Here is a 15,118-nt window from a genome sequence, read left to right on the forward strand (position 1 = left end):
GCCCAGGACGCTTCCCATGCAAGCCATGCTGTCCTTCGACCAGGCCCCGCCCCTGGCGGCGCCCCTGCGCTTCTTCCTCAGCGCCCCCCTGTTCGCGGCGGCCGCCGGCCTGCTCCTGCTGCTCCTCGGGCCGGAGCTGCTGGCCTCCCGCTGGACCGCCGGCGCCCTGGCCTTCACCCACCTGCTGACGGCCGGCTTCATGCTGCAGACCATGGTCGGTGCCCTGCTGCAGATCCTGCCGGTGGCCACCGGCGCCGGCGTGGCCCGGCCCCTGGGCGTGGCCCGGGCGGTGCACGGCCTGCTTACCCTGGGGCTGCTGTTCCTGGTGGGGGCCTTCCTCACCTACCGCAGCGAACTGTTCCAGGGCGCCCTGTTGTGTCTCGGTGGCGGCATTCTTATCTTCCTCGTTGCCGTCGGCCGGGCCCTGGTTCAGATTCCCATGGGCAGCACCATCCAGTGGGCCCTCAAGCTGGCCGTGGCCGGCCTCGGCGTGACGGTGCTGCTGGGCCTGTCCATGCTGGTCAACCTGGCCTGGGGGCTGTCCTGGCCCCTGCTGGAAATCACCGGCATCCACCTGGCCTGGGGCCTGGTGGGCTGGGGCGTGCTGCTGCTGTCCGGCGTCGCCTACGTGGTGGTGCCCATGTTCCTCCTGACGCCGGCTTTTCCCGGCTGGCTGACCCGGCTCCTGGCGCCCCTGCTGTTCCTGCTGCTGGCCCTGTGGAGCGGCGCCGAGGCGGCCGGCTGGGGCGGCGCCCCCCTCCTGGCGGCCCTGGTGGCGGCCGGTTGCGGCACCTTTGCCCTGGCGACCCTGTGGTTGCTGGTGCGCAGCAAGCGGGCCAGGCTCGATGCCACCCAGCGCTACTGGCGGCTGGGGCTGGCCTGCGCCGTCGGCGGGGCGGCCCTGTGGGCGGTGGGGCAGCTGTGGCCGGCCCTGGGCCTGTGGCCCGGGCTGCCCCTGCTGCTGGGCATGCTCCTGCTGGTGGGCGGGTTCATGTCGGTGATCACCGGCATGCTGTACAAGATCGTGCCCTTCCTCATCTGGCTGCATCTGCAGAACGCGGGCCAGGGCCGGGTGCTGGCGCCGAACATGAAGCGCATCCTGGCCGAGAGCGCCATGGCGCGGCAGATGGCGGCCCATGCCGCTTCCCTGGCCCTGCTGCTGGCCGCCGTGGTCCGCCCCGCCTGGTTCGCCTGGCCGGCCGGACTGGCCCTGCTGCTGTCCAACCTGTGGTTGCTGGTGAACCTCTGGCGCTGCCTGCAGGTCTATCGGCGGCACCTGCGGCATATCGGCGAGCAACTCGCCACGGCTGCCTGATTTTTCGGAGATTCCATGTTCAAGGCCTTTTTCAGCGCCCCCCACCGGGTCATGTTCGCCCTCGGCGCCCTGCAGAGCCTGCTGGCGGTGCTGTTCTGGGCGGCGGACCTGGGCGGCCGCTATGCCGGACTCTATGGGGCTCCGGCCTGGGCCCTGCCCGGCATCTGGCTGCATGGGGCCCTGATGCTGTTCGGCCTGTTCCCCCCCTTCATCTTCGGCTTTCTCATGACGGCCCTGCCCAAGTGGGTGAGCGCCCCGGCCCTGACGCGGGGCCAGTACCTGCCGGCCTTCGCTCTGCTGGCAGGCGGCTGGCTGCTCTTCTGGGGCGGCCTGCTGGCGGCGCCCCTGGCCGTGTCCGGCCTGGTGGTGGCGTCCCTCGGCTGGCTGTGGGGCTTGGTCGCCCTGGCCCGGGCCGTGACCTGGCCCCAGCCCCGGGGCTTCGCACCGGACCGTTCCCACGCCTACGCGCTGCTGGCCGCCCTGGGGCTGGGCCTGGTCGCCCTCTGGGCCTATGCCTGGGGCCTGGCAGCCATGGCCGGCGACGGGGTGCGGGCCGGCATCGAGCTGGGGCTGTGGGGCTGCCTGCTGCCGGTGTTCTTCATCGTCAGCCATCGCATGCTGCCCTTCTTCACTGCAGCGGTGCTGAAGAACTACACCATCTACCGACCCATGCCCCTGCTGTGGCTGGTGCTGGCCTGTTTCCTTGGCCACGCCCTGCTGGCCCTGGTCGGCTGGCACGGAGCCCTGTGGCTGCCGGACGCCGTTGCCGCCGCCGTGGTCATCCATTTCTCCTGGAAGTGGCAGCTTCGGCGCAGCCTGGCGGTGCCCATGCTGGCCATGATCCACGGCGCCACCGTCTGGCTGGGCCTGGGGCTGGTGCTCTATGCCTGCCAGGGGCTGGCCCTGGCGCTGGGCGGCAGCTTCGGCGGCCTGGCGCCCCTGCACGCCATCAGCATCGGCTATTTTGTTTCCATGCTGCTGGGCATGGTCACCCGGGTCACCCTGGGGCATTCGGGCCGGCCCATCAACGCCGGGGATCAGACCACCTGGCCCCTGTTCTGGCTGTTCCAGAGCGTGCCCCTGCTGCGCATCGCCGGCGAGTTCCTGCCCCTGTCCGGCCCCTTCAACCTGCAGTGGCTGGCCAGCCTGGCCTGGCTGCTGGTGTTCGCCCTGTGGGTGCGGCGCCACGGCGCCATGTACCTGCGGCCCCGGCCCGACGGCCAGCCCGGCTGACGGATCGCGGAGCCATCCCATGTACCTGGCCCTCAAGCATCTGCACATCACCTGCGTCGTCCTCTCCGGCCTCGGATTCCTCCTGCGCGGATTCTGGATGCTGCAGGAGTCGCCTCGACTGCAGGGGCGCCTGCCGCGGGTGGCGCCCCATGTGGTGGATACCCTGCTGCTCGGCAGCGCCCTGGCCCTGGCCTTTCTCTCCGGCCAGTATCCCTTCGTCCAGGGCTGGCTGACGGCCAAGGTGCTGGCCCTGCTGGCCTACATCGGCTGTGGCAGCGTGGCCCTCAAGCGGGGGCGCAGCAAGGCGGTGCGGGGCATCTTTTTCGTCATGGCCCTGTCGTGTTTCGCCTATATCGTTTCCGTTGCCCTGACGCGTCATCCCGCCGGCTTCTTCGCCGGTCTGTGAAAGGAATTGCATGAGCCACAGCCTGTTGGGCGCCGCCGCCCCCAGTTTCGACGAACCCCTGGAAATGCTGGATGCCTGTCACGGTCGCATCCAGGCCCAGATCGAGACCCTGCGTCGCCTGGTGCAGCACCTGCCCCGGCACGGTGCCGACCAGGCTGCCCGGGAGGCGGCCCAGGGCGTGCTGCGCTATTTCTCCGTGGCCGCTCCCCATCACCATGCGGACGAGGAGGATGACCTCTTTCCCGCCCTGCGGGCGAGCCAGGCGGTGGCCCGGGAAGCGGCGGTGGCGGCTCAGGTGGAGGCCCTCATCGAGCGCATCCTGGCCGATCACCGGCGCATGGACCGGGCCCGGGACGAGGTGCTGGCCCGCCTGCAGGCCATCGTCGCGGCCCAGCCGGGGGAATGCAGCGAGGCCCTGCCGGCGGCCATGGTGGAAGGGCTGGCCGAGCTTTATCTGGGACACATCGATCTGGAAACCCGGGAGCTGCTGCCCCTGGGGCGGCGCCTGCTGTCCCCCGAGCAGGCGGCCGCCGTCGGCCGCAGCATGGCGGCACGGCGGGGGGCGGTGTTTCCGGAAGGGGAACAGTAGGACTGCCGGCACTCCTGGACTAAGCCCGGGCAATAATCCGGGCAATAAAAAAAGCGGCTCCGCGGAGCCGCTTTTTTGTTTGACGCTTGCCCGGGATCAGGCCGACTGGTGGGTCATCAGCTTTTTCAGGCCCGGGATGTCCAGGATGCGGATGTGCTTTTGCTGCACGGCGATCAGACCTTCTTCCTGGAAGCGGGAGAAGGCGCGGGAAACGGTTTCCAGCTTGAGGCCCAGGTAGCTGCCGATTTCTTCCCGGGTCATGCGCAGGTAGAACTCGGCGTGGGAATAGCCGCGGGCGGTGAAGCGCTGGGAGAGATTGAGGAGGAAGGCGGCCAGCCGTTCTTCCGCCCGCATGGTGCCGAGCAGCATCATGACCCCGTGGTCGCGCACGATCTCCCGGCTCATCACCTTGTGGAAGTGGTGCTGCAGGGCCACGATCTCCCGGGACAGGCCTTCCAGGCGGGGGAAGGGGATGATGCAGACTTCGCTGTCTTCCAGGGCCACCGCGTTACAGGAATGGTGTTCGGTGCTGATGCCGTCCAGGCCCAGCAGCTCGCCGGCCATCTGGAAGCCGGTGACCTGGTCGCGGCCGTCTTCCAGCAGCACGTCGGTCTTGAAGAAACCGGCGCGGATGGCGTAGATGGATTCGAAGGCCTCCCCGGCCCGGTACAGGTGGTCGCCGCGCTTGATCTTGCGGCGGGTGCTGACCAGTTCGTCCAGCTTGGACATCTCGGTCTCGTTGAGACCGTAGGGAAGACACAGTTCTTGCAGGTTACAGTTCGAGCAGGCGGTCTTGATGACCGACAGGGTAATTTCTTGGGCGCTGGTCTTCTTCAACGGCATGCTGTTCCTCGCTGGGCCAAGGGCGTTCGGATGGTGGTAACCTGCGCCGGAAGGCCCTTTGGAAGCCTTTGATCCAGGTCAACGTGCCCCAGTTCCTGCACCACGATAATAAGCCGCACCTAATGTGTGGTTCTGCAACGACTGTTTTTCAATGACATTTACCGCCAACAACCTGGTTTTCGATCCCCAGATCATCCGCCGCTTCGACGTCAATGGACCGCGCTACACGTCCTATCCGACGGCTGACCGTTTTGTCGAAGCCTTCGATGCCGAGGCCCTGAAGCTGTGGTTGGGCAAACGCAACATCGGCGGTATCAGCCGACCGCTGTCATTATACTTCCACATCCCCTTCTGTAACACCATCTGCTACTACTGCGCCTGTAACAAGATCATCACCAAGGATCACGGCCGCAGCGCCAAGTACATCAAGTACCTGGGCAAGGAGATGGCCCTGCAGGCCGAGTACCTGCTGGACGGGGATCGGGAAGTCTCCCAGCTGCACTGGGGCGGCGGCACGCCCACCTTCCTCTCCCATGAGGAAATGCACCAGCTGATGGACCTCACCCACCGCCATTTCAAGCTGGTGGATGGGGCCGAGATTTCCATCGAAGTGGATCCGCGCAAGGTGGACCGGCCCACCGTGGCCCTGCTCGGCGAGCTGGGCTTCAACCGCATGAGCCTGGGCGTCCAGGATTTCGACGAGCGGGTGCAGCAGGCCATCAATCGCATCCAGACCGAGGAAGAAACCTTCACGGTGATGGACCAGGCGCGCAAGAGCGGCTTCAAGTCCATCAGCGTGGACCTCATCTACGGCCTGCCCCACCAGACGGTGATGGGCTTCAACCGCACCCTGGAGCGGGTCCTGGCCATGGACCCGGAGCGTCTCTCCATCTACAACTATGCCCACCTGCCGGGCCTCTTCAAGCCCCAGCGGCGCATCAACGAGAGCGACCTGCCCAACGCCGACACGCGCCTGCAGCTGCTCTCCCTGGCCATCAAGAAGCTGACCGATGCCGGCTACGTCTTCATCGGCATGGACCACTTCGCCAAGCCGGACGACGAGCTGGCCGTGGCCCAGCGCCAGGGCCGGCTGCACCGCAATTTCCAGGGCTACTCCACCCATGCGGACTGCGACATGCTGTCCTTCGGCATTTCCTCCATCGCCAAGGTGGGGCCCACCTACAGCCAGAACTACCGCACCCTGGACGAGTACTACGACCGCCTGGACGCCGGCGTGCTGCCGGTGCTGCGGGGCATCGAGCTGACCGCCGACGACCTGCTGCGCCGTTCCATCATCCAGGCCCTGATGTGCCATTTCGAAATCTCCACCGAGTCCATCGAAATCGCCCACCTGATCGACTTCAAGAAGTACTTCGCCGCCGAACTGGAGGACCTGAAGGAACTGGAGCGGGGCGGGCTGGTGAAGGTGGACGACAAATGGATCACCGTGCTGCCCCCGGGACGTCTCCTGGTGCGGGCCATCTCCATGGTGTTCGACAAATATCTGCGCGCCGATCGGCAGCGCACCCGTTACAGCAAGGTCATCTGACCGGGCTACGGGATACCGCGTTTAACTTGAGGCAAGCCTCAGGGGGGAAAAGCCGGGCGCTGGGGGAAACCCCAGTGCCCGGTATAATTTTGGCCATGGCCTTTTTCACTTTCCGCACGGCGCTCCCACGTGGCTGACTCCTTCCTGCCCACCCTGCTTTCCGTCCTCCTCGTCGGCTTTCTCGGCGGCACCCACTGCATCGGCATGTGCGGCGGCATCGTCGGCGCCCTCTCTCTGGGGCAGGCCGGAGGCAGCCGCTGGTCCCTGCATCTGGCCTACAACCTGGGGCGTATCGCCAGCTATGGCCTGGCCGGCCTCCTGGCGGGGGCCGTCGGCGCGGCCGGCGCCCACCTGGGAGAGCAATGGTCCCTGCGCCTGGTGCTCTACGTGCTGGCCAACCTGATGCTGGTGGCCCTGGGCCTTTATCTGCTTGGCGCCACCCAGGCCCTGGCGTGGACCGAGCGGGCAGGCCAGGGCCTGTGGCGCCGTCTGCAGCCCTTTTCCAAACGTTTTCTGCCCGCCCGCAGCCCGGCCCAGGCCTTTCCCCTGGGCTTGCTGTGGGGCTGGCTGCCCTGCGGTCTGGTATACAGTGTGCTGACCACCGCCCTGGTGAGCGGCAGCGCCGCCCGGGGCGGCGCGGTGATGCTGGCCTTCGGCCTGGGCACCCTGCCCAACCTGCTGCTGGCCGGCCTCCTGGCGGCGCGGCTGAAGGATTTCGTGCGGCGCCCCTGGGTGCGCGGCATCGCCGGGCTGAGCGTGCTCGGCTTCGGCCTGTGGGGCCTGCTGGGTGCCTGGCGCCTGGCCCATAACATCTAGAAATGCTGAGGAGCAGACGATGCTGAATTTCCTGCTGGCGGTCGATGGTTCCGCTTGTTCCCTGCGGGCCGTGGATCACCTGATTTCCCGCCTCTCCTGGTACCGGGAAGTGCCGACGGTGCACCTGCTCTACGTGCATCCGCCCATTCCCGACGGCCGGGTGCAGCGCCACCTGGGCCACGAAACCCTGGAGCGCTACTACCGGGAGGACAGCGTGGAACGCCTGGAGGCGGCCGAGGCCAAGCTCAAGGCCGCCGGGGTGGCCTACCAGCGGCACATCCACGTGGGCCAGCCGGGGGCCGTCATCGCCCATCAGGCCGCTGAACTGGGGGCCGACCTGGTGCTGCTCGGCAGCCACGGCTGGAGCGCCATCGCCGGGGCCGTCATGGGCTCGGTGGCCACCCGGGTGGTGCATGAAACCACGGTGCCCGTCCTGCTGGTGAAATAGGCGGCAGGCCGTCTGCCAGCGCAGCCGGCCTGATCCCCGGCATGAGCGGGCGGGGAGGAGGGCTGCGTCCATCCCCGCGCAACGAAGAAACCCCTGGCCGTGCCGGCGGTCTGTAACCATGGGGTTTGAGCCCCTCTGTTACTGGCGGCTAAGGGCGCCTGCGCCCATAATTAGCCATTGCTAATGTTTCTTGCCGAGTTGCCCGTGTCCCAGTCCCCTGCCGCTCCTTCTTCCTCCCGCCTCGACCTGCCCATTGCCGGCATGACCTGCGCCGCCTGTTCGGCCCGCATCGAGAAAGTGCTGAACCGCCTGCCCGGCGTGGAAGCCAGCGTCAATCTGGCGGCGGAGCGGGCCAGCGTCGCCTTGAACAGCGAGGAAACCACGCCCCAGCGGGTGGTGGAGGCCATCGAGAAGGCCGGTTTTTCCGTGCCGCCGGCCACGGTGGAACTGGAACTTACCGGCATGACCTGCGCCGCCTGCGCGGCCCGCATCGAGAAGGTGCTGAACCGTCTGCCCGGCGTCGAAGGTGCGGTGAACCTGGCCGCCGAGCGGGCCCGTATCCGCTACGTGCCGGGTCTGGTGGATACGGCCCGGCTGATCAGTGCCGTGGAAAAAGCCGGCTTCGGCGCCCGGGTGGCCAGCGACACCACCCGGGAAGAGGAAAAGGCCCGCAAGGCCGCCCTCTACGCCGCCGAGAAGCGCCGCTTCTTCATCGCCGCCCTGCTCACCCTGCCCCTGGTGGCCCAGATGGTCACCATGTTCGGCCCGGCGCCGGAACATGGCCACAGCGATCTGCTGCCTCGCTGGCTGCAACTGCTGCTGGCCACCCCGGTGCAGTTCTGGATCGGCTGGCGCTTCTACGACGGCGCCTACAAGGCCCTGCGCGGCGGTGGCGCCAACATGGACGTGCTGGTGGCCCTGGGCACCACCATGGCCTACGTCTTTTCCCTGGTGGTGACCCTCTTCGGGCTGGAGCACCAGCACGTCTATTTCGAAGCCTCCGCCGCCGTCATCACCCTGGTGCTGCTGGGCAAGCTGCTGGAGGCCCGGGCCAAGGCCAAGACCACCGCCGCCCTGGAAGCACTGGTGCGCCTGCAGCCCAAGACCGCCCGGGTCGAACGCCATGGTGAACTGGTGGAGCTGGACGTGGCCCTGCTCATTCCCGGCGACGTCTTCATCGTCCGCCCCGGCGAAGCGGTGCCGGTGGACGGAGAGGTGATCGAGGGCGCTTCCAGCGTCAATGAAGCCATGCTCACCGGCGAGTCCATGCCCGTCGGCAAGCAGGCGGGCGACGCCGTCTTCGCCGCCACCAGCAACGGCCAGGGCATGCTGCGCTGCCGTGCTACCGGCGTCGGCGAACACACCCTGCTGGCCGGCATCATCCGCCTGGTGGCCGAGGCCCAGGGCTCCAAGGCCCCGGTGCAGCGGCTGGCCGACAAAATCTCTGCCATTTTCGTGCCGGTGGTCTGCGCCATCGCCCTGGTCACCTTCGGTCTGTGGTGGTGGCTGGGGGGCGATTTCACCACCGCCCTGGTCAATGCGGTGGCGGTGCTGGTCATCGCCTGCCCCTGCGCCCTGGGCCTGGCCACGCCCACCGCCATCATGGTGGGCACCGGCCGGGGCGCCGCCGCCGGCATCCTGGTGAAGAATGCGGAAGCCCTGGAGCGGGCGGAAAAATTGAAAGTGCTGGCGGTGGACAAGACCGGCACCCTGACCCGGGGCGAACCGGCGGTGACCGACATCGTCGCCCTGGGCGCCAGCGAAGACGAGGTGCTGGCCCTGGCGGCAGCCCTGGAGCAGGGCTCGGAACATCCCCTGGCCCGGGCCGTGCTGGCCGAACAGAAAGCCCGGGGCCTGGCGATGCAGGCGGTGAGCGGCTTTGCCGCCGTGGCCGGCCACGGGGTGGAAGGGACGGTTTCCTCCCGGGCCCTGCTGCTGGGCAGCCCGTCCTGGGCGGCGGAGCGGGGTGCCATGGTGGAGAATGGCGTCCTTGCTGCCTTGCAGGGACAGGGAAAGACGGTGGTGGTGCTGGCCGAACAGCAGGCCGATGGCAGCGTGGCCCTGGGCCTGATCGCCATCGCCGACCCCCTGCGGGAAAGTTCCAAGGCTGCGGTGGCGCGGCTGCTGGCCTTGGGCGTGGAAGTGGTGATGCTCACCGGAGACAACCGGGCCACGGCGGCGGCCATTGCCGCCCAGGCCGGTATCGCCCGTTTCGAGGCCGAAGTATTGCCCGGCGACAAGGCAGCGGCGGTGCAAAAACTGAAACAGGGCGGCCGTCTGGTGGCCATGGCCGGCGACGGCATCAACGACGCCCCGGCCCTGGCGGCAGCCGACGTCAGCTTCGCCATGGGCGCCGGTTCCGACGCCGCGGTGGAGGCCGCCGACCTGACCCTGGTGAAAAGCGACCTCATGGGTGTGGCCCACGCCATTGCGCTTTCCCGGGCCACCCTGTCGAAGATCCGCCAGAACCTGTTCTTCGCCTTCATCTACAACGTGCTGGGCATTCCCCTGGCCGCCTTCGGCCTGCTCAACCCGGTGGTGGCCGGCGCCGCCATGGCCTTGAGTTCGGTGTCGGTGGTGAGCAATTCCCTTCTGCTGCGGCGCTGGTTGCCGAAATAGGGGCGTTAGCCACAGAGGACACAGAGTTCACAGAGGGTTCTTTGTCGTTGTTGATGTGGGTTCTGCGTCGACCACCGGCCTGGAAGGCGCCGATGGTTTTAAACTCTGTGTTCTCTGTGCCCTCTGTGGCCAAGTTTTTTAAGTGAGGATTCCATGGCAACAACAACCATCCCCGTCGGCGGCATGAGCTGCCAGAAATGTGTGGCCTCCCTTACCGGCGTGCTGTCCAAGCTGCCCGGGGTGGAAAAGGCCGAAGTGCTGCTGGAGCCGGGCCAGGCCACCGTCACCTACGATCCGGCCCAGGTGGGCGAGGCCCGCCTGCGGGAAGCGGTGGAGGATGCGGGCTTCGACGCCCTGTAACTCTCCCGGTTCCGGCATGAAAAAGCCGCCTGCCCGTTGCCGGGCGGCGGCTTTTGTTTTGTGGGGCGGCCGAGCGCTCAGGCCGGCGTCGCCTCCACCCAGATGCGATGGGCGATCTCGTGTTCCAGGGCCAGTTCCACCTGTTCGCAGAGGACCACGGTGAGGGGCTGCTGGCGCAGTACCTGGATGGCGTGGGGCGGCACCAGGCCGTAGGCGTGGAGCTGTTCGGCCAACACTGCGGGGATGTCCGCATCGAAGTGGGCCAGGTTGGCCCGGGTGCCTTCGGGGATGCCGGTGAGGCGCAGGGCTTCGTGGGTGGCGGGGCTCATGCGAACAGTCTCAGCAGGTGGTTGAGGATGCCGCCGATGAGGAAGGCGGTGGGAATGATCAGGGCCAGCAGCACCACGGCCACCTTCAGGCCCTGTTCCTTGACGATCATCATGACGCTGGCGATGCAGGGCACGAACAGGGTGATGGTGACCATGCCGACCACGGCCTGGATGGCCGAGAGGTGCTCGGTCATGGCGAACAGGCCGGTGGCGCCGAAGTCACGCCGCAGGAAGCCCATGACGAAGGCGGCGCTGGCCTCCTTGGGCAGGCCCAGCCAGCCGGAGACCAGGGGCTCGCCGGCCTCGATGATGGCCGGCAGGGCGCCGATCTTGTCCAGGGCGAACATGAGGAAGGTGCCGATGAGGAAGAGGGGAATCACCTCCACCAGATACCACTTCAGGCGGCCGCCGGTCTTCTTCAGCACATTGCCCAGCACCGGCCAGCGCAGGGGCGGCAGCTCGGTCATGAGGGGGATGCGCTTGCCCGGGATGAGGCGGGAGGCGAGCCAGCCGGAACTGAGCAGCACCACCAGGATGCACACGGCCCAGGTCAGCAGGGCGCCGAAGGAAACGCCGCCGAGGAGGCCCAGCACCACGCCCAGCTGGGCCGAACAGGGGATGGCCAGGGCCAGCAGGAAGGTGGTGATGAGACGCTCCCGCGGCGTGGCCAGGATGCGGGTGGTGAGGGTAGCCATGGTGACGCAGCCCAGGCCCAGCACCATGGGCAGCACGGCCTTGCCGTTGAGGCCGATGGCGGCGAAGGTGCGGTTGGCGATGACCGTCAGGCGCGGCAGGTAGCCCGAATCCTCGAGGATGCCGAAGGCGAAGAAGAAGGTGGTGACGATGGGCAGGATGAGGGCCAGGGCGTAGGTCATGCCCATGGTCCACAGGCCGTACTCGCCCACCAGCAGCTCGACGATCCAGGGGATGGAGACGTGGTTCTGCACCAGCTCGGTGAAGGCCGGATTGAGGACGCCGCCGAAGAAGTCCTCCTCGAACAGGCCCACCAGGGTGCTGGCGCCGAAGACGCCGACGAACTCATAGAGCAGGAACAGCACGCCCAGCAGGATGGGCCAGCCCCACACCGGATGCACCGCCAGCTGGCCGGCGGTGAGGGGTTTGCCGCTGGCCGGCTTCTTTCCTTCCCTGGCCACGGTGCGGGTGAGGGCCTCGGCGGCCCGGCCCCGTTCGCCGGAAAGGAGGGCGGCCAGGGGCTGGCCGGTGAATTCCCCTTCCAGGTTCAGGCGCAGGGCGGCGAGGAGGGCGGCGGTCTTGGGGAAGTGCTGGTCGAGCCAGGCTTCCAGTTCCGGGTCGTGGCCCAGATAGAGGATGGCCAGGCCCCGGGCCGAGAGGTGGGCATGGGGGACGTCGCTGGCGAACTGGGCGGCGAGGCGGCCGATGGCGCTTTCCACGGCGTCGTCGTAGCAGAGCAGAGGCTCGGGCCGGGCCGCCTTGGCGAGGGCGGCCTCCAGGGCGCCGACGCCTTCGTTGCGGGTGGCGACGCCGCTGATGACGGGAATGCCCAGGGCTTCGGCCAGCAGCTTGTCATCGACGCCGATGCCCCGCTGTTCGGCCTCGTCGGCCATGTTCAGCATCAGCACCATGGGCACCCCCAGGTCCGCCAGCAGGGCGGTGAGGGTCAGGGTGCGGCGCAGGTTCTTGGCGTCGCCCACCTGTACCAGGCAGTTCAGGTTCTCCTGCAGCAGGGCCCGCAGGGTGGCCCGCTCGTCGTCGCTGCGGGAGGGCAGGGAGAGTACCCCCGGGGTGTCCAGCACCTGCTGTTCCTTGTGGATTTTCAGGGTGGCCCGGGAGACTTCCACCGTGGTGCCCGGATAGTTGGACACATTGACGTAGGTGCCGGTGAGGCGGTGGAAGAGGACGGACTTGCCGACGTTGGGGTGGCCTACCAGGGCCACCACCAGGCCGGCGGGGGCGGCGGCCGCTGCTTCGTTGTCGGCCAGGGGGGAAGGACGGGTGCTTTCTGCGGAGGTTTCCATCGGCTGCCTGGGGTGGGTGGCTGGGAGGCGGGGCTTCAGTGCCGGGGAGCGGGGTGCGCTGCAGCGGTCTGGGCAGGGCTGCGCTCCAGGGGCCCCAGGGTCAGCCCGAGAAGGAGTACCAGGGAGGCGGCAAGGACGGAACGCAGCATGGAAGACCCCGAAAGGTGGCCGCCGGAATGTGTGGAAGCGGAGCGGCAATGGCGCTAATGATAACTCATCTCATTTGAGTTTGACAGTTGAGATTGCAGGCGAGGCCGCCAGCACGAAATCCCAGCCGTCCGGGAGGAGGGCTGGGAGCCAGTAAGGGCGCGCCTTTTCAGGCGGTCAGGGCGGCCGGGTCCGGGGCGCCTACCAGACGAAGAAGACCACGTACCAGACCGCGCCGATCAAGGCCGGGGCCAGGGTATAGATGGAGAAGGCCGCCACGCGCCGGCCCCAGGCCGGGGTGGTCTGCAGCACCAGGCGCAGCCCCAGCCACAGGGCGAAGCCGATGCCCAGGGCGAGGATGGCGATGCGGGCATCCGGCACCCAGGGCAGGATCACCCGTTCGCCCTTGAGCTGGCTCAGGGTGAGCATGGAAAGACCGAGGAAGACGTTGGCCCCGGCCAGGGGCACCAGGCCCAGGGCCAGGCGCCGCCAGGGCAGCTGGGGGCTGGCAACGATGCGGCTGGCCAGGGCGACGACGCCGAGCAGGGCCAGGGCAATGGCGCAGCCGCCGCCCAGGATGTAGGCCAGGATGCACAGGCCGTCGAGCCAGGTGAACACGTCGCCCACCTCCGGGTAGTGGGTGAGCAGCCACCAGGGGGCGTTGTCCTGCAGCAGGAGGAAGGAGTCGTGGTCGATGAGCCAGTTGGCGGCGGCGGTCTTCAGGGCCACGAACCAGGGGCTGACGGTCCACTGGAAGGCGGCGGTGGCGATGCCGAGGACGCCGAAGAGCAGGGTCATGGCCTCGCCGGTGTGGATCTGTTCCGCCTTGCTGGCGAGGATTTCCGCATCCGGGCGGCGGGGCGACAGCTGCACCGCCTCCCGGTGGCCGGCGCAGCGGCCGCAGGCATGGCAGTCGGAGGCTCCGGTCATGCGCCGGATATCCACCAGGGGGGCGCAATTGACGGGCTGGGCCGGCGCCGCGGCCGTATCCCAGGCGGCCCGGTCCACGCGGAAGTGTACCGGAGCGACCTTGGCCAGGAGGGAGAAGACGCCGGAGGCGGGGCACAGGTGGCGGCACCACACCCGCTTGCCCTTGCCGTAGAGCAGGCCCACCGCCACGGCGGCGACGGAAGAGCCGCCCAGCACCAGCAGGGCGGCCTTGGGGTATTCATAGACGCTGACCAGCTGGCCGAAGACGGTGGTGCACACGAAGGCGACGAAGGGCCAGCCGCCCCACTTGAGCCAGCGCGGGATGGGCAGGTTGAGGCCGCGCCAGCTGACCCATTCGGTGAGGGTGCCCTCGGGGCAGAAGACGCCGCACCAGAGGCGGCCCATGAACAGCATGGAAACCATGACGAAGGGCCACCAGATGCCCCAGAAGAGGAACTGGGCGAAGAGGGTGAGGTTGTCCAAGATGCTGGAGCCTTCCGGCGGCAGGGGCAGGAAGGCGGGGGTGATGACCAGTCCGAAATAGAAAACCACCACCGCCCACTGGATGACGCGGATGGTGGCTCCATGTTTCTGCATGCCCCGGCCGCAGGCCTGCAGCAGGCCGGCGATGGGACCCCGCCGCTGCGTTGCGGCAGCGGCGGGCAGGGGACGCTTCAAGGTGCTGCTGTGGGCTGGCATGAATCGGCTCGCACGGATGATGGGTTGGGAGTGAAGGAGCGCAGCCGCAGGGCGACGTAGCCCCAGTACAGGGCATAGGCCAGCAGCAGCATGGCGGTGGGCTGGGCCCGGTAGCCGGCGAAGGTGGACAGCACCTGGCCGAGGCCGCTGCCGTCGTCGAGGACGGCGGAGGTGTCCCACACCAGGTCCATCAGGGTGGGCAGCCAGTCCATGCCGATCAGGCGATCCACGGCGGCGCCGAGGAGGGAGCCGGCCGTCACCAGCAGCACCACCTCGCTGACGCGGAAGACGGTGCGATAGGAGAAGAAGCGGGCGCCCCGGGCCACGGCCCAGGCGGTGAGGCCGGCGATGACAAAGCCCAGGGCGGCCATGCCGTAGAGGCCAAGCAGCTCGCTGCCCTGGCGCTCCGCCGCCATGCCGTAGAGGAAGACCACGGTCTCCATGCCCTCCCGGCCGATGGCCAGGGCCGCCACCAGGGCCACACCGAGGCGGCCGCCGGTTTCCGCGGCGCGGCTGGCGCCGGCTTCCAGCTCCCGTTTCATGGAGGCGCCGTGGCGGCGCATCCACATCACCATCTGGGTCATCAGCACACAGGCCAGCAGCAGCATGCCGATCTGGAACAGTTCCAGGGACTCGCCGTCGAGCCAGGTCTGGGCGCCGTAGGCGAGAAAGGCCAGGGCCAGGGCCAGCAGGGTGCCACCGCCGACGCCGCTCCACAGGGTGCGGCGCAGGCGGGAGGCGTCCTCCTGGCGGGCGATCCAGGCCAGCAGCACGCCGACCACCAGCATTGCTTCCAGGCTTTCGCGCCAGACGACAATCAGGGCATTGAGCATGGTTG

Annotated in this window: 14 protein-coding genes; 9 read left to right on the plus strand and 5 right to left on the minus strand. The window is 68.2% G+C overall.

Annotation, left to right across the window (positions count from 1 at the left end):
- Nucleotides 1–16: 16 nt before the first annotated feature.
- Genes AC3QLZ_RS15065 through AC3QLZ_RS15080 form a run of 4 tightly spaced genes read left to right on the plus strand, consistent with a single transcriptional unit; the run spans nt 17 to nt 3,543 of the window.
- Nucleotides 17–1,315, plus strand: a complete 1,299-nt coding sequence (locus AC3QLZ_RS15065; protein ID WP_014236728.1) for a hypothetical protein — start codon at nt 17–19, stop codon at nt 1,313–1,315.
- 15 nt (nt 1,316–1,330) lie between these two features.
- On the plus strand, nt 1,331–2,548 hold the full coding sequence (locus AC3QLZ_RS15070; protein WP_014236729.1) for an NnrS family protein: 1,218 nt from the start codon (nt 1,331–1,333) through the stop codon (nt 2,546–2,548).
- Between the two features lie 19 nt (nt 2,549–2,567).
- Nucleotides 2,568–2,954 carry a SirB2 family protein gene (locus AC3QLZ_RS15075; RefSeq protein ID WP_014236730.1) on the plus strand — a complete coding sequence of 129 codons (387 nt, stop codon included), beginning with the start codon at nt 2,568–2,570 and terminating at the stop codon, nt 2,952–2,954.
- Between the two features lie 10 nt (nt 2,955–2,964).
- Nucleotides 2,965–3,543, plus strand: a complete 579-nt coding sequence (locus AC3QLZ_RS15080; RefSeq protein WP_014236731.1) for a hemerythrin domain-containing protein — start codon at nt 2,965–2,967, stop codon at nt 3,541–3,543.
- Between the two features lie 96 nt (nt 3,544–3,639).
- On the opposite strand, the gene fnr is transcribed toward AC3QLZ_RS15080, so the two are convergent.
- Nucleotides 3,640–4,386: a fumarate/nitrate reduction transcriptional regulator Fnr gene (gene fnr, locus AC3QLZ_RS15085; protein WP_014236732.1), complete on the minus strand. Its 747-nt coding sequence runs from the start codon at nt 4,384–4,386 to the stop codon at nt 3,640–3,642.
- A gap of 151 nt (nt 4,387–4,537) precedes the next feature.
- On the opposite strand from fnr, the gene hemN reads away from it, so the two are divergent.
- The 5 genes from hemN (at nt 4,538) to AC3QLZ_RS15110 (ending at nt 10,178) form a co-directional block, all read left to right on the plus strand.
- The gene (gene hemN, locus AC3QLZ_RS15090; RefSeq protein WP_014236733.1) at nt 4,538–5,935 is read left to right on the plus strand and encodes an oxygen-independent coproporphyrinogen III oxidase; all 1,398 of its coding nucleotides are present in this window, start codon (nt 4,538–4,540) and stop codon (nt 5,933–5,935) included.
- A gap of 129 nt (nt 5,936–6,064) precedes the next feature.
- Nucleotides 6,065–6,751: a sulfite exporter TauE/SafE family protein gene (locus tag AC3QLZ_RS15095; RefSeq protein ID WP_014236734.1), complete on the plus strand. Its 687-nt coding sequence runs from the start codon at nt 6,065–6,067 to the stop codon at nt 6,749–6,751.
- 19 nt (nt 6,752–6,770) lie between these two features.
- Nucleotides 6,771–7,199 carry a universal stress protein gene (locus AC3QLZ_RS15100; RefSeq protein ID WP_014236735.1) on the plus strand — a complete coding sequence of 143 codons (429 nt, stop codon included), beginning with the start codon at nt 6,771–6,773 and terminating at the stop codon, nt 7,197–7,199.
- A gap of 183 nt (nt 7,200–7,382) precedes the next feature.
- Nucleotides 7,383–9,818: a heavy metal translocating P-type ATPase gene (locus AC3QLZ_RS15105; protein ID WP_014236736.1), complete on the plus strand. Its 2,436-nt coding sequence runs from the start codon at nt 7,383–7,385 to the stop codon at nt 9,816–9,818.
- 153 nt (nt 9,819–9,971) lie between these two features.
- Entirely contained in the window at nt 9,972–10,178 is a 207-nt protein-coding gene (locus tag AC3QLZ_RS15110; RefSeq protein WP_014236737.1) for a heavy-metal-associated domain-containing protein, read from the plus strand.
- A gap of 77 nt (nt 10,179–10,255) precedes the next feature.
- Here the strand turns inward: AC3QLZ_RS15110 and AC3QLZ_RS15115 are convergent, their stop codons facing one another.
- The 4 genes from AC3QLZ_RS15115 to AC3QLZ_RS15130 all read right to left on the minus strand — a co-directional run bounded on the left by AC3QLZ_RS15115 (nt 10,256) and on the right by AC3QLZ_RS15130 (nt 15,113).
- Nucleotides 10,256–10,507 (minus strand): ferrous iron transport protein A, encoded by a 252-nt coding sequence (locus AC3QLZ_RS15115; RefSeq protein WP_014236738.1) that lies wholly within the window; start codon nt 10,505–10,507, stop codon nt 10,256–10,258.
- Entirely contained in the window at nt 10,504–12,504 is a 2,001-nt protein-coding gene (gene feoB / locus AC3QLZ_RS15120) for a ferrous iron transport protein B (RefSeq protein WP_014236739.1), read from the minus strand. The genes AC3QLZ_RS15115 and feoB overlap by 4 nt, the downstream gene beginning before the upstream one ends.
- A gap of 348 nt (nt 12,505–12,852) precedes the next feature.
- Complete coding sequence (locus AC3QLZ_RS15125; protein ID WP_492783262.1) at nt 12,853–14,280, minus strand: 4Fe-4S binding protein; 1,428 nt, start codon at nt 14,278–14,280, stop codon at nt 12,853–12,855.
- Nucleotides 14,256–15,113, minus strand: a complete 858-nt coding sequence (locus tag AC3QLZ_RS15130) for an FTR1 family iron permease (RefSeq protein WP_014236741.1) — start codon at nt 15,111–15,113, stop codon at nt 14,256–14,258. Before AC3QLZ_RS15130 ends, AC3QLZ_RS15125 begins: the two co-directional genes overlap by 25 nt.
- Nucleotides 15,114–15,118 lie beyond the last annotated feature (5 nt).

The sequence above is a fragment of the Azospira sp. MPR-LB4 genome (assembly GCF_058809525.1).

Coding starts and splice junctions, on each gene's coding strand:
- AC3QLZ_RS15065 (WP_014236728.1), top strand. CDS start 17: ATGCAAGCCATGCTGTCCTTCGACCAGGCCCCGCCCCTGGCGGCGCCC.
- AC3QLZ_RS15070 (WP_014236729.1), top strand. CDS start 1,331: ATGTTCAAGGCCTTTTTCAGCGCCCCCCACCGGGTCATGTTCGCCCTC.
- AC3QLZ_RS15075 (WP_014236730.1), top strand. CDS start 2,568: ATGTACCTGGCCCTCAAGCATCTGCACATCACCTGCGTCGTCCTCTCC.
- AC3QLZ_RS15080 (WP_014236731.1), top strand. CDS start 2,965: ATGAGCCACAGCCTGTTGGGCGCCGCCGCCCCCAGTTTCGACGAACCC.
- fnr (WP_014236732.1), bottom strand. CDS start 4,386: ATGCCGTTGAAGAAGACCAGCGCCCAAGAAATTACCCTGTCGGTCATC.
- hemN (WP_014236733.1), top strand. CDS start 4,538: ATGACATTTACCGCCAACAACCTGGTTTTCGATCCCCAGATCATCCGC.
- AC3QLZ_RS15100 (WP_014236735.1), top strand. CDS start 6,771: ATGCTGAATTTCCTGCTGGCGGTCGATGGTTCCGCTTGTTCCCTGCGG.
- AC3QLZ_RS15105 (WP_014236736.1), top strand. CDS start 7,383: ATGTTTCTTGCCGAGTTGCCCGTGTCCCAGTCCCCTGCCGCTCCTTCT.
- AC3QLZ_RS15110 (WP_014236737.1), top strand. CDS start 9,972: ATGGCAACAACAACCATCCCCGTCGGCGGCATGAGCTGCCAGAAATGT.
- AC3QLZ_RS15115 (WP_014236738.1), bottom strand. CDS start 10,507: ATGAGCCCCGCCACCCACGAAGCCCTGCGCCTCACCGGCATCCCCGAA.
- feoB (WP_014236739.1), bottom strand. CDS start 12,504: ATGGAAACCTCCGCAGAAAGCACCCGTCCTTCCCCCCTGGCCGACAAC.
- AC3QLZ_RS15125 (WP_492783262.1), bottom strand. CDS start 14,280: ATGCCAGCCCACAGCAGCACCTTGAAGCGTCCCCTGCCCGCCGCTGCC.
- AC3QLZ_RS15130 (WP_014236741.1), bottom strand. CDS start 15,113: ATGCTCAATGCCCTGATTGTCGTCTGGCGCGAAAGCCTGGAAGCAATG.